The sequence below is a fragment of the Escherichia sp. TC-EC600-tetX4 genome (assembly GCF_019356055.1).
GTDB lineage: Bacteria > Pseudomonadota > Gammaproteobacteria > Enterobacterales > Enterobacteriaceae.
The window spans coordinates 782820-797785 of the sequence record NZ_CP079924.1; the positions used below are offsets into that span (position 1 = coordinate 782820).

At 51.6% G+C, this 14966-nt stretch carries 18 protein-coding genes; 6 read left to right on the plus strand and 12 right to left on the minus strand.

The features are described from left to right. The first annotated feature begins 96 nt into the window (after window positions 1–96). From trmB to KXD89_RS03800, 5 genes are all read left to right on the plus strand, one after another. On the plus strand, window positions 97–816 hold the full coding sequence (trmB, locus tag KXD89_RS03780) for a tRNA (guanosine(46)-N7)-methyltransferase TrmB (RefSeq protein WP_000786911.1): 720 nt from the start codon (window positions 97–99) through the stop codon (window positions 814–816). Further along, a complete protein-coding gene (locus KXD89_RS03785) occupies window positions 816–1142 on the plus strand; it encodes a YggL family protein (RefSeq protein WP_001107564.1) in 327 nt (108 codons plus the stop codon). The genes trmB and KXD89_RS03785 overlap by 1 nt, the downstream gene beginning before the upstream one ends. 183 nt (window positions 1143–1325) lie before the next feature. Next, complete coding sequence (locus tag KXD89_RS03790) at window positions 1326–2045, plus strand: DUF2884 domain-containing protein (RefSeq protein ID WP_000984796.1); 720 nt, start codon at window positions 1326–1328, stop codon at window positions 2043–2045. A 175-nt stretch (window positions 2046–2220) separates the two neighbouring features. Beyond that, complete coding sequence (gene ansB, locus KXD89_RS03795; RefSeq protein ID WP_000394140.1) at window positions 2221–3267, plus strand: L-asparaginase 2; 1047 nt, start codon at window positions 2221–2223, stop codon at window positions 3265–3267. Window positions 3268–3383: 116 nt separating this feature from the next. Beyond that, complete coding sequence (locus KXD89_RS03800) at window positions 3384–4391, plus strand: DUF1202 family protein (protein WP_000745210.1); 1008 nt, start codon at window positions 3384–3386, stop codon at window positions 4389–4391. Window positions 4392–4545: 154 nt separating this feature from the next. On the opposite strand, the gene hemW is transcribed toward KXD89_RS03800, so the two are convergent. From hemW to yggS, 5 genes are read right to left on the minus strand one after another with little or no spacing between them, the layout of a single operon-like run. Beyond that, window positions 4546–5682, minus strand: coding sequence for a radical SAM family heme chaperone HemW (hemW, locus tag KXD89_RS03805; protein ID WP_000239943.1), 1137 nt, complete (start codon window positions 5680–5682; stop codon window positions 4546–4548). Next, a complete protein-coding gene (rdgB, locus tag KXD89_RS03810; RefSeq protein ID WP_001174777.1) occupies window positions 5675–6268 on the minus strand; it encodes an RdgB/HAM1 family non-canonical purine NTP pyrophosphatase in 594 nt (197 codons plus the stop codon). Before rdgB ends, hemW begins: the two co-directional genes overlap by 8 nt. Before the next feature lie 7 nt (window positions 6269–6275). Then, window positions 6276–6566: a DUF167 family protein YggU gene (gene yggU, locus KXD89_RS03815; protein ID WP_000994920.1), complete on the minus strand. Its 291-nt coding sequence runs from the start codon at window positions 6564–6566 to the stop codon at window positions 6276–6278. Next, window positions 6563–7129: an osmotic shock tolerance protein YggT gene (gene yggT, locus KXD89_RS03820; protein ID WP_001094831.1), complete on the minus strand. Its 567-nt coding sequence runs from the start codon at window positions 7127–7129 to the stop codon at window positions 6563–6565. Before yggT ends, yggU begins: the two co-directional genes overlap by 4 nt. A gap of 17 nt (window positions 7130–7146) precedes the next feature. Continuing rightward, a complete protein-coding gene (gene yggS, locus KXD89_RS03825; RefSeq protein ID WP_000997795.1) occupies window positions 7147–7851 on the minus strand; it encodes a pyridoxal phosphate homeostasis protein in 705 nt (234 codons plus the stop codon). A gap of 17 nt (window positions 7852–7868) precedes the next feature. On the opposite strand from yggS, the gene KXD89_RS03830 reads away from it, so the two are divergent. Further along, window positions 7869–8849, plus strand: coding sequence for a PilT/PilU family type 4a pilus ATPase (locus tag KXD89_RS03830; protein ID WP_001326494.1), 981 nt, complete (start codon window positions 7869–7871; stop codon window positions 8847–8849). Between the two features lie 183 nt (window positions 8850–9032). Here KXD89_RS03830 and ruvX read toward each other — a convergent pair whose 3' ends face one another. The 7 genes from ruvX to galP form a co-directional block, all read right to left on the minus strand. Beyond that, window positions 9033–9449 carry a Holliday junction resolvase RuvX gene (gene ruvX, locus KXD89_RS03835; RefSeq protein WP_000017106.1) on the minus strand — a complete coding sequence of 139 codons (417 nt, stop codon included), beginning with the start codon at window positions 9447–9449 and terminating at the stop codon, window positions 9033–9035. Next, the gene (locus KXD89_RS03840; RefSeq protein WP_001053178.1) at window positions 9449–10012 is read right to left on the minus strand and encodes a YqgE/AlgH family protein; all 564 of its coding nucleotides are present in this window, start codon (window positions 10010–10012) and stop codon (window positions 9449–9451) included. The genes ruvX and KXD89_RS03840 overlap by 1 nt, the downstream gene beginning before the upstream one ends. Window positions 10013–10120: 108 nt before the next feature. After that, a complete protein-coding gene (gshB, locus tag KXD89_RS03845; protein WP_000593273.1) occupies window positions 10121–11071 on the minus strand; it encodes a glutathione synthase in 951 nt (316 codons plus the stop codon). A 12-nt stretch (window positions 11072–11083) separates the two neighbouring features. Next, window positions 11084–11815, minus strand: coding sequence for a 16S rRNA (uracil(1498)-N(3))-methyltransferase (rsmE, locus tag KXD89_RS03850; RefSeq protein ID WP_001222509.1), 732 nt, complete (start codon window positions 11813–11815; stop codon window positions 11084–11086). Between the two features lie 79 nt (window positions 11816–11894). Beyond that, window positions 11895–12602, minus strand: coding sequence for a deoxyribonuclease I (endA, locus tag KXD89_RS03855; RefSeq protein WP_000286500.1), 708 nt, complete (start codon window positions 12600–12602; stop codon window positions 11895–11897). 94 nt (window positions 12603–12696) lie between these two features. Then, a complete protein-coding gene (locus KXD89_RS03860) occupies window positions 12697–13194 on the minus strand; it encodes a SprT family zinc-dependent metalloprotease (protein ID WP_001300769.1) in 498 nt (165 codons plus the stop codon). 76 nt (window positions 13195–13270) lie between these two features. Then, window positions 13271–14665, minus strand: a complete 1395-nt coding sequence (galP, locus tag KXD89_RS03865) for a galactose/proton symporter (protein WP_001112301.1) — start codon at window positions 14663–14665, stop codon at window positions 13271–13273. Between the last annotated feature and the right edge of the window lie 301 nt (window positions 14666–14966).

Genomic DNA, 14966 nt, shown 5'->3' on the forward strand with positions numbered 1-14966 from the left:
AACTTTCCGCAGCCACGGCCTTATCATGCTTGCATCCGGCAACTAACTTTGGATAATGCCCGTTTTCAGAACACTTTCACAAGCGACTAAACCTTTATGAAAAACGACGTCATTTCACCGGAATTTGATGAAAACGGCCGCCCACTGCGCCGTATCCGTAGTTTTGTGCGCCGCCAGGGGCGACTGACCAAAGGCCAGGAACATGCGCTGGAAAACTACTGGCCGGTGATGGGCGTTGAGTTCAGCGAAGATATGCTGGATTTCCCCGCGCTTTTTGGCCGTGAAGCGCCGGTGACGCTTGAGATTGGTTTTGGCATGGGGGCGTCGCTGGTGGCAATGGCTAAAGATCGCCCTGAGCAGGACTTCCTCGGCATTGAAGTGCATTCACCGGGCGTTGGTGCGTGCCTGGCTTCTGCGCATGAAGAAGGTTTAAGCAACCTGCGCGTGATGTGTCACGATGCGGTTGAAGTGCTGCATAAAATGATTCCTGACAATTCATTGCGCATGGTGCAGCTCTTTTTCCCTGACCCGTGGCACAAAGCGCGCCATAATAAACGCCGTATCGTTCAGGTGCCGTTTGCCGAACTGGTAAAAAGCAAACTGCAGCTGGGGGGCGTATTCCATATGGCGACCGACTGGGAACCTTATGCGGAACATATGCTTGAAGTGATGTCTTCTATTGACGGTTATAAAAACCTGTCAGAGAGCAATGATTACGTACCGCGTCCGGCATCACGTCCGGTGACGAAATTTGAACAACGTGGTCATCGTCTTGGTCACGGAGTATGGGACTTAATGTTCGAGAGGGTGAAATAATGGCAAAGAACCGTAGCCGTCGTCTGCGTAAAAAAATGCACATCGACGAATTCCAGGAATTAGGATTTTCGGTGGCATGGCGATTCCCGGAAGGTACATCGGAAGAACAGATTGATAAAACCGTTGATGATTTTATTAACGAGGTTATCGAACCGAACAAACTGGCCTTTGACGGCAGCGGTTATCTGGCCTGGGAAGGTCTGATCTGCATGCAGGAAATCGGCAAATGCACCGAAGAACATCAGGCGATTGTGCGTAAGTGGCTGGAAGAGCGCAAACTGGATGAGGTACGCACCAGCGAACTTTTCGACGTTTGGTGGGACTAAGAAAGCATACGGGCGATGACAAATGCAAAACTGCCTGATGCGCTACGCTTATCAGGCCTGGAAAGATGCACGATCGAGTAGGCGGGATAAGGTGTTTACGCCGCATCCGGCATGGAAAACGCGTACTTTGTTATCAATCTGGGGCCAGCAAATGCTGGCCTGATTTTTTCTTGAGGGAAGACTATGATGCGCAAAATGCTGCTGGCGGCAGCACTTTCAGTGACGGCAATGACCGCTCACGCCGACTACCAGTGCAGCGTCACGCCGCGTGACGATGTGATTGTCAGCCCGCAAACCGTGCAGGTGAAGGGCGAAAACGGCAATCTGGTGATCACGCCAGACGGCAACGTGATGTATAACGGTAAGCAATATTCCCTGAATGCCGCCCAGCGCGAGCAGGCGAAGGATTATCAGGCTGAACTACGCAGCACGCTGCCGTGGATTGATGAAGGCGCGAAAAGCCGCGTCGAGAAAGCCCGTATTGCTCTGGATAAAATTATCGTTCAGGAGATGGGCGAAAGCAGCAAAATGCGCAGCCGTCTGACCAAACTTGATGCGCAGCTGAAAGAGCAGATGAACCGCATTATTGAAACGCGCAGCGATGGCCTGACGTTTCACTATAAAGCCATTGATCAGGTTCGCGCCGAAGGCCAGCAATTAGTGAATCAGGCAATGGGTGGAATTTTACAGGACAGCATTAATGAAATGGGCGCGAAAGCGGTGCTGAAAAGCGGCGGTAACCCATTACAGAATGTGCTGGGAAGCCTGGGGGGGCTGCAATCCTCAATCCAAACCGAGTGGAAAAAGCAGGAAAAAGATTTCCAGCAGTTTGGCAAAGATGTTTGTAGCCGCGTTGTGACTCTGGAAGATAGCCGCAAAGCCCTGGTCGGGAATTTAAAATAATCCTCTATTTTAAGACGGCATAATACTTTTTTATGCCGTTTAATTCTTCGTTTTGTTACCTGCCTCTAACTTTGTAGATCTCCAAAATATATTCACGTTGTAAATTGTTTAACGTCAAATTTCCCATACAGAGCTAAGGGATAATGCGTAGCGTTCACGTAACTGGAGGAATGAAATGGAGTTTTTCAAAAAGACGGCACTTGCCGCACTGGTTATGGGTTTTAGTGGTGCAGCATTGGCATTACCCAATATCACCATTTTAGCAACCGGCGGGACCATTGCCGGTGGTGGTGACTCCGCAACCAAATCTAACTACACAGTGGGTAAAGTTGGCGTAGAAAATCTGGTTAATGCGGTGCCGCAACTAAAAGACATTGCGAACGTTAAAGGCGAGCAGGTAGTGAATATCGGCTCCCAGGACATGAACGATAATGTCTGGCTGACACTGGCGAAAAAAATTAACACCGACTGCGATAAGACCGACGGCTTCGTCATTACCCACGGTACCGACACGATGGAAGAAACTGCTTACTTCCTCGACCTGACGGTGAAATGCGACAAACCGGTGGTGATGGTCGGCGCAATGCGTCCGTCCACGTCTATGAGCGCAGACGGTCCATTCAACCTGTATAACGCGGTAGTGACCGCAGCTGATAAAGCCTCCGCCAACCGTGGCGTGCTGGTAGTGATGAATGACACCGTGCTTGATGGCCGTGACGTCACCAAAACCAACACCACCGACGTAGCGACCTTCAAGTCTGTTAACTACGGTCCTCTGGGTTACATTCACAACGGTAAGATTGACTACCAGCGTACCCCGGCACGTAAGCATACCAGCGACACGCCATTCGATGTCTCTAAGCTGAATGAACTGCCGAAAGTCGGCATTGTTTATAACTACGCTAACGCATCCGATCTTCCGGCTAAAGCACTGGTAGATGCGGGCTATGATGGCATCGTTAGCGCTGGTGTGGGTAACGGCAACCTGTATAAATCTGTGTTCGACACGCTGGCGACCGCCGCGAAAACCGGTACTGCAGTCGTGCGTTCTTCCCGCGTACCGACGGGCGCTACCACTCAGGATGCCGAAGTGGATGATGCGAAATACGGCTTCGTCGCCTCTGGCACGCTGAACCCGCAAAAAGCGCGCGTTCTGCTGCAACTGGCTCTGACGCAAACCAAAGATCCGCAGCAGATCCAGCAGATCTTCAATCAGTACTAATCGCCTCGCCCCGGTATCGTGCCGGGGCTTTTTCACTTCAGACTCACGTCCATTGCCAATTTTAATTACCCTAATGATAATCACCGGAATAAATTATTCCGCGTGAGGTTTTTCGGGTGAAAAAGCAATGGATTGTTGGCACGGCACTGCTTATGTTGATGACTGGTAATGCCTGGGCAGATGGCGAACCGCCAACTGAAAATATCTTAAAAGATCAATTCAAAAAGCAGTATCACGGCATTCTCAAGCTTGATGCTATCACCTTAAAAAATCTTGATGCTAAGGGTAATCAGGCCACCTGGTCAGCGGAAGGCGATGTCTCTTCCAGTGACGATCTCTATACCTGGGTCGGTCAGTTGGCAGATTACGAACTGCTCGAACAGACCTGGACGAAAGATAAACCGGTAAAATTCTCGGCGATGTTAACCAGTAAAGGAACGCCCGCGTCTGGCTGGTCGGTGAACTTTTACTCTTTTCAGGCGGCAGCCAGCGATCGTGGGCGGGTGGTCGACGATATCAAAACGAATAATAAATATCTGATCGTGAATAGCGAAGATTTCAATTATCGCTTTAGTCAGCTTGAATCTGCGTTGAATACCCAGAAGAACTCGATTCCTGCGCTGGAAAAGGAAGTGAAAGCGCTTGATAAGCAAATGGTGGCGGCGCAGAAAGCAGCGGATGCATATTGGGGAAAAGATGCAAACGGTAAGCAAATGACCCGCGAAGACGCCTTTAAAAAAATTCACCAACAGCGTGATGAGTTTAATAAACAGAACGATAGCGAGGCGTTCGCGGTTAAATATGACAAAGAGGTTTATCAACCGGCGATTGCGGCATGTCATAAACAGAGTGAAGAGTGTTATGAAGTGCCGATTCAGCAGAAACGAGATTTCGATATCAACGAACAACGGCGACAGACTTTTCTGCAATCACAAAAACTTAGCCGTAAATTGCAGGATGACTGGGTAACGCTCGAAAAAGGGCAATATCCGTTAACGATGAAAGTTTCAGAAATAAACAGTAAAAAAGTCGCGATTTTGATGAAAATTGACGATATCAACCAAGCTAATGAACGCTGGAAAAAAGATACCGAACAACTGCGGCGCAATGGGGTGATTAAGTAAGTTTGATATAGTGCACGATTTGTAGCAGGATGCGGCGTTGACCCCGCATCCGGCAATCAACGTCTGATGCGACGCTTGCGCGTCTTATCAGACCTACAACCGCTGCCACATGTCGGCTGGATAAGGCGTTCACGCCGCATCCGGCAATACAAGTTTACTCAGCCAGAAAAAGCTCCAGCAGCGAATTTAAAAACAGCTTCCCATGTTCCGTTATCTGCCAGTAATCCGCACATTCGGTGAGATAACCCTGGGCAATCGCCTCGTCTAACTGTGGGCGAATCACATCTTCGCAAAGCCCGGTATACGCAATAAACTCCACGCGCGGCGCGGCCTCCAGCAGACGGAAGCGATTCATAAAGAACTCAAACGGCTTATCTGTGGCTTCGACATCACGCTGGCTTTCCAGATACCTTCCTTGCATAAAACCACGCGGATGACGCGTTTTGGTGGTACGCAGAATGCGCCCATCCGGGAAGGTCACTTTGCCGTGTGCGCCGCAGCCAATACCGATGTAGTCACCAAAGCGCCAGTAGTTGAGATTGTGCTGGCACTGATAACCGGGTTTGGCGTAAGCGGAAGTTTCATATTGCTGATAACCCGCTGCGGTTAATAACTGATGCCCCTGTTCGAATATATCCCACAACGCGTCATCGTCCGGCAGCACCGGTGGTCGCGAACCAAACAGCGTATTGGGTTCGATGGTCAGTTGATACCAGGAAAGATGCGGCGGATTCAGTTCAATGGCCTGGCGTAGATCGCCAAGCGCCTCTTCCAGTGATTGATCCGGCAGCCCATGCATCAAATCAAGGTTAAAGCTACGTAACCCTAAACCGCTCGCCAGCTTCGCCGCGCGTTTCGCTTCTTGCGGGCCATGAATACGCCCAAGTCGTTTCAGCTTTTCTTCGCTAAAACTCTGCACACCAATAGAGATGCGGTTCACACCAGCACGCTGATAATCGACAAAGCGATCGGCTTCTACCGTGCCAGGGTTCGCTTCCATAGTAATTTCTGCATCCGCTGCCAGCGGCAAACGCGCACGCACGCCGTCCAGCAGCGTTTGCATCGCCGGGCCGGAAAGCAGGCTCGGCGTACCACCGCCAATAAAGATTGTCTTTACTTCACGGCCCTGAGCGTAAGCCACATCGTTGTCCAGATCGTTAAGCAGATGCTGAACATAATCGTCGTGCGGCACTTCTCCTTTCAACGCGTGAGAGTTGAAATCGCAGTACGGGCATTTCTGCACGCACCACGGGATGTGAATGTAGAGACTCAGCGGAGGTAATTTAACCATTACGTAAAGCGTCCAGCAGCAGTTTCAACGCCTGACCACGGTGGGAAATGGCGCTCTTTTCTTCGCGGGTCAGTTCGGCGGCGGTTTTCCCTTCGGAAGGTACGAAGAAGATTGGATCATAACCAAAGCCACCAGTGCCCGCTGGTTCACGAGTAATCACGCCCGGCCAGCTACCGTGGCATACCAGCGGAGTGGGATCTTCCGCGTGACGCAGATATACCAGCACGCAGTGGAAACGCGCCTGACGTTGGTCGTCCGGTACGTCTTTCATTGTTTCCAGCAGTTTTTGCAGATTCTTTTGATCGGTCGCGTCTTCACCGGAATAACGCGCGGAGTAAATGCCCGGCGCGCCGCCAAGCACATCTACCGCCAGACCAGAGTCGTCGGCAATTGCCGGTAAAGCGGTCACTTTTGCCGCATGGCGCGCTTTCAGAATCGCGTTTTCGATAAAGGTCAGGCCGGTTTCTTCAGCGGAATCAACGCCGAGGTCTGTTTGGGCCACGATATCAAGACCGAAGTCGCTAAGCAGCGACGCCAGCTCACGCACTTTACCGACATTGCCGGTTGCGAGGACAACTTTTTGCATAGGATACCTAATTAATTAACGCCGCGATTTCTGGCGGGATTTGTTGCGGATTAATGATTTTAATTTGTTTGTGGCGGCCAAGTTCGCCTTTTTCAATCACCACCTGGCTTTTGGCAACCCGGAATTGCTTACCGAGAAACTTCACCAGATGACTGTTGGCCTGGCCGTCAACCGGCGGCGCGGTAATGGCGACTTTAACTTCGTCGCCATGTAAACCGACAATAGAATCACGGCTGGCTTTCGGCTGAATATAGAGCCGTAAAACCAGACCGTCATCATTAACTGTTACGGCATTCATAACGCCATCCACAGCCCTGGCAGCAGCATATTTCCGGTTGCCTGTAATACTTCTGCGACACCCATATTGATGACATACAGCAGCAGAACGAGGATCATCGGCGAGAAATCAATCCCACCCATTGCCGGTAGCAGGCGGCGAATCGGGCGCAGCAGCGGATCGGCCAGCTGAATCAGCACGTATTCAATCGGGCTACGCCCCTGGCTTACCCAGCTCATAATCGCCATCACCAGCAGGACCCAGAAAATCAGCAGGCCGATGGTTTTCAGCAGAATCAGTAAACCGGCAATCCAGATGATTGGCAGGAAGGTCACCACTTTAAACAGCACGATGGCTTTGATAAAACTGAGAATATAGGCAACCAGCAGCGAGGCGCTGTCAATTGGCCCCATTGCCGGAATAACGCGGCGCAGTGGCCCGATAATTGGCTGCGTTACCTTCACTACAAACTGTGAGAAGGGGTTGTAAAAATCACAATGAGCCCACTGCATCCAGATGCGTAATAACAGCACCATGGTATACAGCTCAATGACCGTTGAAAGCAGGAAAGTCAACGTATTCATGGCGTTCCTTTAATTCCTTATTTTTTAGAGTAATCACGCGCACCAAAAATTGCAGTGCCGATACGAACCATCGTGCTACCTGCCGCAATGGCGGCTTCCATATCGTCCGACATTCCCAGAGAGAGCGTGTCGATATGCGGGTAGCGCGTTTTCAGTCCGGCAAATGCTACAGCCATTTGGCGTGCAACTTCAAACTGCCTTACATATTCTGACTCAGGCGCAGGGATTGCCATCAACCCGCGCAGACGTAAACGCGGTAGTTCAGCGACCGCAGCTGCCAGCTCGTCCAGTTCAGCCAGTTGAATCCCGGACTTACTGTTTTCATCACTAATGTTAATTTGAATCAGAACGTTAAGAGGGGGAAGTTCTGCCGGGCGCTGGTCGTTGAGACGGGTAGCGATGCGCAAACGGTCGATGGTATGACACCAGTCGAAATGCTCTGCCACCAGGCGGCTTTTATTAGACTGCAACGGGCCAATAAAATGCCATTCTAATCCTGTTACGCCCAGTTCCTGAAAGTGGCGAATTTTATCTACCCCTTCCTGAACGTAGTTTTCACCAAATTGACGCTGCCCGGCATCAATGGCTTCTGCGATGGCGCTCGCAGGTTTTGTTTTACTGACTGCAAGCAGCGTAATTTCTTCTGGAGAACGGCCGCAACGCGTTGCAGCCGCTGAGATTTTGTCCCGGACCTGTGCCAGGTTATGCGCAATATCGTTCATTTTCCGAGGATCTTAGTATGAATATGGAAGAAATTGTGGCCCTTAGTGTAAAGCATAACGTCTCGGATCTACACCTGTGCAGCGCCTGGCCCGCACGATGGCGCATTCGCGGCAGAATGGAAGCTGCGCCGTTTGATACGCCGGACGTCGAAGAGCTACTGCGGGAGTGGCTGGATGACGATCAGCGGGCAATATTGCTGGAGAATGGTCAGCTGGATTTTGCCGTGTCGCTGGCGGAAAACCAGCGATTGCGTGGCAGCGCATTCGCGCAACGGCATGGCATTTCGCTGGCGTTACGGCTGTTACCTTCGCACTGCCCGCAGCTCGAACAGCTTGGCGCACCAACGGTATTGCCGGAATTACTCAAGAGCGAGAATGGCCTGATTCTGGTGACGGGGGCGACGGGGAGTGGCAAATCTACCACGCTGGCGGCGATGGTTGGCTATCTCAATCAACATGCCGATGCGCATATTCTGACGCTGGAAGATCCTGTTGAATATCTCTATGCCAGCCAGCGATGTTTGATCCAGCAGCGGGAAATTGGTTTGCACTGTATGACGTTCGCATCGGGATTGCGGGCCGCATTGCGGGAAGATCCTGATGTGATTTTGCTCGGAGAGCTGCGTGACAGCGAGACAATCCGTCTGGCACTGACGGCGGCAGAAACCGGGCATTTGGTGCTGGCAACATTACATACGCGTGGTGCCGCGCAGGCAGTTGAGCGACTGGTGGATTCATTTCCGGCGCAGGAAAAAGACCCCGTGCGTAATCAACTGGCAGGTAGTTTACGGGCAGTGCTGTCACAAAAGCTGGAAGTGGATAAACAGGAAGGACGCGTGGCGCTATTTGAATTGCTGATTAACACACCCGCGGTGGGGAATTTGATTCGCGAAGGGAAAACCCACCAGTTACCGCATGTTATTCAAACCGGGCAGCAGGTGGGGATGATAACGTTTCAGCAGAGTTATCAGCACCGGGTGGGGGAAGGGCGTTTGTGACGTTGCCATGCCCGATGCGCAAGCTTATCGGGCCTACAAAGGCAATAAATGTCTGATGCGACGCTAACGCGTCTTATCAGACCTATAGCCGCTGCCAGATGTGTGCTGGATAAGGTGTTCACGCCGCATCCGGCAATAAGACGCGATGATATTATTTACACTCCGCCAGGCGTTTAAATCGCCTTAATATCCCTGCTCGAAATAGCTTTCGAGAATAATAACCGCAGAGGCAGAGTCAACTTTGCCTTTGTTGAGCGCCCGATAGCCGCCCTGTTCAAACAGACCGGAACGGGCTTCCACAGTGCTAAGACGCTCGTCATGGAGCTTTACTTCAACACCGAAACGGCCATGAATACGGTTGGCAAATTTACGCGCTCTGGCAGTCAATGGTTGCTCGGTGCCGTCCATATTCAGCGGCAAACCGACGATGATTTCGTCCGGCTGCCACTCTTTCAGTAAACGCTCGATAATGTTCCAGTCCGGCGTACCGTCCTGTGCTTTAATTGCAGGCAAAGGGCGAGCGGTGCCGGTAATGCGTTGGCCGACCGCTACGCCAATGCTTTTGGTGCCGAAGTCGAAGGCGAGTAAGGTTCCACTCATCAGGCGTGTCCTGCCACACCAGGCATGGTGAGAATATCCACACCAATCAGTTTTGCCGCCTCGCGCCAGCGGTCGGCAATCGGCGTTTTGAACAGAATATTCAGATCTGCCGGGGCCGTTAGCCACGCGTTATCGAGAATTTCTTGTTCCAGTTGACCTTTCTCCCAGGAGGCATAACCCAGAGCCACCAATACGTCAGACGGTTGTTTATCGGTGCCGAGCGTTTCCAGCACATCGCGGGAAGTGGTCATTACCGTGTTGTCTGAAATGCGAATGCTGGAAGCAAAATTGGAGGGCGGAGTATGCAAAATAAACCCGCGATCTTCAGCCAGCGGACCGCCGAGCATAACCGGTTTATCCAGACGGATTGATTCATCACGCGGCTCCGGCGTGATCTTCAGCTTTTCCAGAATCCCTTCAATTTTGAGATTTTCCAGCGGCTTGTTGACGATGATCCCCATTGCACCATTGGTATTATGTTCGCAAATGTAGACCACGGAACGACGGAAAATCGGATCCTGGAGAGCAGGCATGGCAATAAGAAAGTGATGCTGTAAATTCATTGTCAGAGGTTCTGTTTCCTGGTTCAAAAAAGCAACAGCGCCCAGTATGCGTGGAAAGAAGGGCGCTGTCACTCAGAGTCTCAACGAGATCCTTCTCGCTAAGGTGGGTTACTGCTGCTGTAAACGTGCTTCGATGGCATCCATTAACATTCCGGTGATCGACACCGGAAACTCTGCTTCAATCTCACGAATACAGGTTGGGCTGGTGACGTTAATTTCAGTCAGACGGTCGCCGATGATATCCAGACCAACAAAAATCAGCCCTTTTTCTTTCAGCGTCGGCCCGATCTGACGGGCGATTTTCCAGTCACTTTCCGTCAGCGGACGAGGTTCACCGCGACCACCGGCAGCCAGATTGCCACGGGTTTCGCCCCCCTGCGGAATACGCGCCAGGCAGTACGGTACCGGCTCGCCATCCACCACCAGCACGCGTTTGTCGCCATCTTTAATGGCTGGCAGGTAATTTTGCGCCATGCAGTAGCGAGTGCCATGCTCAGTCAGGGTTTCGGCAATCACGCCGAGGTTTGGATCGCCTTCTTTCACGCGGAAAATCGACGCGCCGCCCATACCGTCCAGCGGCTTAAGAATGATGTCGCTGTGTTTCTCCCAGAACGCTTTTAGCTGCGCTTTATTGCGCGTAACCAGCGTTTCTGGCGTTAAGTCAGAGAACCAGGCGGTAAACAGTTTCTCGTTACAGTCGCGCAGGCTCTGCGGCTTGTTAACGATCAGCGTCCCTTTCTCTTCGGCACGTTCCAGAATATAGGTCGCGTAGATAAACTCGGTATCAAACGGCGGGTCTTTACGCATCAGGATCACATCGAGATCGGCCAGCGGCAGATCCTGTTCACCGACGAACGAAAACCACTCTTCGTAGTTCTGCTTCACGTTCAGCGTGCGGGTATGGGCGCGGGCTTCACCATTGATCAGATACAGATCGCCCATCTCCATATAGTGAAGTTCGTAACCACGACGCTGTGCTTCCAGCAACATAGCAAAACTGGAATCTTTCTTGATGTTGATGTTTGCGATGGGGTCCATCACGATGCCGAGCTTGATCATTATTCTTCTCCGTTAGCCCAAATCGCCAAATCGTACTTGTAGCGCGGTAATGGCGGTGAGCGCAGTTGTCTCTGTACGCAAAACGCGAGGTCCCAACAGGATATCAGTAAATTGATAGCGGGCAGTCATGGCAATTTCATCTGCCGATAAACCGCCTTCCGGGCCAATCAGCAGGCGGACGCGTTCAACCGGTAACGGCAACGTATTGATGCTGTTACTGGCGCGCGGGTGAAGATTCAGTTTCAGTCCTTCATCCTGCTCTGCACACCAGGCTTCCAGATCCATCGCTGGACGGATTTCCGGCACCCGGTTACGACCACACTGCTCACAGGCAGCAATTGCAATCTTCTGCCACTGCTGAAGCTTCTTGTTCAGACGTTCACTATCCAGTTTAACGCCGCAGCGCTCAGAAAAAAGTGGCGTAATGAGGCTTACACCGAGTTCGATCGATTTCTGGATAGTAAATTCCATTTTTTCACCACGCGACATCACCTGACCGAGGTGAATATGCAGCGGAGATTCGCGATCGTCGATCTGGCCTTCCAGCACCTTCACTTCCACGCTTTTTTTGCTGGCGCTGGTAATTTCGGCGTCAAAGACCTGGTTGCTACCGTCAAACAATTGCAACGCCTGCCCCGGCCCCATGCGCAGTACGCGCCCGATATGGTTGGCGGCATCTTCGCAAAGCGCGATGTGAGAATGGCTGGTCAGTGGTTCAGGATGATAAATGCGGGGGATACGCATAGTTAAAAATCCGCGTCGTCTCCCCACGCGGTTGTACGCGTGGGGTAGGGGTTAACAAAAAGAATCCCGCTAGTGTAGGTTAGCTCTTTCGCGCCTGGCAAGCGCGTTGCACATACGGGTTATGATTGCCCTGCACCTTCGCGATGCGTTCATCGCGCTCGCACTCCCAGTCGGTAACCGGATACATCTTGTTCCATGCGTTGAACAGCTGCGTTTGCTGGCGAGAGAGTGTCAGGTTGTATTGGTCGCGCATATAGAAGTAGGTGCGCGCAATGGCACCGCGTGCACGCGCTGGTGGTTCGGCAGCTTTTTCTTTGAAATCGACCTTCATGGCGCATTGACCGTACTGGCCTTCACCGCCATTCCACTGGCTGTACATAAAGTTGCCGCGATCGCCATTCACCTCACCGACTGACGGCTGCAGGTTATGCATATCGCTTTCCATCTTGCGATAGACCGGATCTTTAGCGCAGTTTTTACGTCCACCGTCCTGCCAGCACTGGCGCTGGTGACCGAACTGCCAGGCGGGAACGACATGTTCCCACTCTACGCGGCTGGCGCGGTTTTCATTTTTGCGCACCTGATAGCCGCACGATTGCAGATCAACAACGCCTTTTTTGCCCTGCCAGTTAATTTTACATCCGCAATAAAACGTACCGGGCGCGTCAGCGTGGACTTTTACCGCCGCGGCTTTCGCCTGAGAAAAACTATTGATACCTTCGGCCAACGCCGGGCCGGAAAATGCTGCGCTCAGTACCACCGCAGCAATAGACAAATAACGGTACATCACTTACTCCGTGTTAAAACGAGCCAGCAACGTAGCGAAAGCTGTTTTGGTATGCAATCAGCCAGATCAGGAAAGTTCCTGATAGTTCAGATGGTTATTTCGCAACCAGCTGTTCACCGCAGTGAACACAGCGATAGACGGCCTCGCCACGAACTACGCGATTATGGCGGCGTACGGTAAGCTGATGCTCCTGGCACTTGCAGCGGTAGGGGAAGGTGTTGCGACGCACGGATTGCAGTTCGAACTGATGCGTACGACGGGCGGGAACACCCAGCACGTTTTCCATCATCCACTTCCACTCTTTGCCATGTGGCGCTACGCGGCCGAAATGTTTCCATACCAGCAAATGTGCCAGTTCGTGCGGTACCACTTCTTCAATAAAAGCTTCACTGTTTTCCAACAGCAAAACGGGATTGAGGCGAATTTCATAGCTTTCCAGCCAGGCCGTTCCGGCGGAGGTTCCGCGCTGGGTGTAAGAGAGTTTTGGCTCCGGGTAGTTACGCCCTAGCTTCAGGTTGGCCTGGGCGAGTTTTTCCCGCAGGCGACGCATAACGGCCTGTTGGATGGCGATAGGGAGACGGGATGTTTTCATAGCGGCAGAGGATAGAGCGAAGAAAAGATGACTGCAAGAGGTGGCTTCCTCCGCGATGGGAGGAAGCTTGGGGAGATTAATCGTGAGCGCCTATTTCGCGCAGTTTACGACCTTTCATCAGATTACGTTCAATATGTTCCAGCGAAACGTGTTTGGTTTCCGGTACCAGCCACAATGTCAGCAGGATAAACAGTACGTTCAGAGCCGCATACACCCAGAAGGTGTTGGCGTTACCCAGCGTGTTGAGCATGGTCAGGAACGTTGCGCCAACGATCATGTTGGCAATCCAGTTGGTGGCAGTGGAGCAGGTGATGCCAAAATCGCGGCCTTTCAGCGGCTGAATTTCGGAGCACAGTACCCAAATCAGCGGACCGGCACTCATGGCAAAACCGACAATAAACATCAGCAGCATGGCGATGGCGAAATACTGCGCCGACGGAGAGTGAATACCGATATGCATCATTGTACCGAGTACGCCCATGCCAGCAGCCATCACCAGGAAGCCCAGCGTTAGCGTTGGTTTACGTCCCCAGCGGTCAACAAGGCCGATTGCGATAAAGGTGGCAAGTACGTTGGTCAGGCCGACAATCACGGTCCCCCACATTTGCTCGGTAGTGTTGGTATAACCCGCCAGTTCGAAGATTTTCGGCGCGTAATACATGATGACGTTCATCCCGGTGAATTGCTGCATTACCTGCAACAGTACGCCAAGGAACACCGCGCGGCGGAAGTTGCTGTTCTCTTTAAACAGCGCCCAGCCACTCTGTTTAACCTGCAAACTTTCACGGATTTCATCCAGTTCGCGTTTCGCTTCCGCGCTGGTGTCACGCAGGCGTAGCAGCACGCGTTCGGCATCAACAAAACGGCGTTTGGCGGCAAACCAACGTGGGCTGTCTGGCAGGAAGAAGACACCAATCAGCAGCAAAATTGCCGGGATGATAATCACACCCAGCATCCAGCGCCATGCACCGGTGTAGCTGAAGGCGGTATCAGAAAGATAAGCACCGAGGATCCCGATAGTGATCATCAACTGATACATCGAGATCATACTGCCACGAATTTTTTCCGGCGCAATTTCAGAGAGGTACAGCGGTGCGGTATAAGAGGCCACACCCACCGCCAGCCCCAGTAGAACGCGGGAAAGAATCAGTACTTCAACGTTTGGCGCAGCCGCAGAGAACAGCGAACCGGCAACAAACAAAATTGCGCCGATCATCAGGCTCTTTTTGCGCCCGAGTTTAAAGGAGAGCCAGCCGCTGCCCACCGCACCGACTGCCGCACCGAACATCATGGAGCTTACGACCCATTCTTGCGTGTGCGAAGTAATCTGGAATTCATCTGCAATAAACGGCAGTGCGCCAGCAATTACACCGATATCCAGGCCAAAGAGTAATCCCGCCAGAGCGGCAAGGAAGCAGACGAAAAACGTCATTGCCTTGTTTGACCGCCCCTGTTTTTTAGCGTCAGGCATGATGCCCTCCAATATGGTTATTTTTTATTGTGAATTAAGATAGGTGAGTACGACGTAAAAAGATGTGAAGCAAATCACATCAGTGTAATCGCTTACACTAACATTTATCTTAGTTATGATTTAAGTGCATGAAAATAATTGAGTTATATCATCATAGATTAAACGCTGTTATCTGCAATTAAGACTTTACTGAAAAGAAATGTAACAACTGTGAAAACCGAATAATAATATGAAAATATTACAAATCTTTGTCTGTTGTGGTTGGTGTAATCGGTTTCAGTTGTGATGATAATCTGCGGTG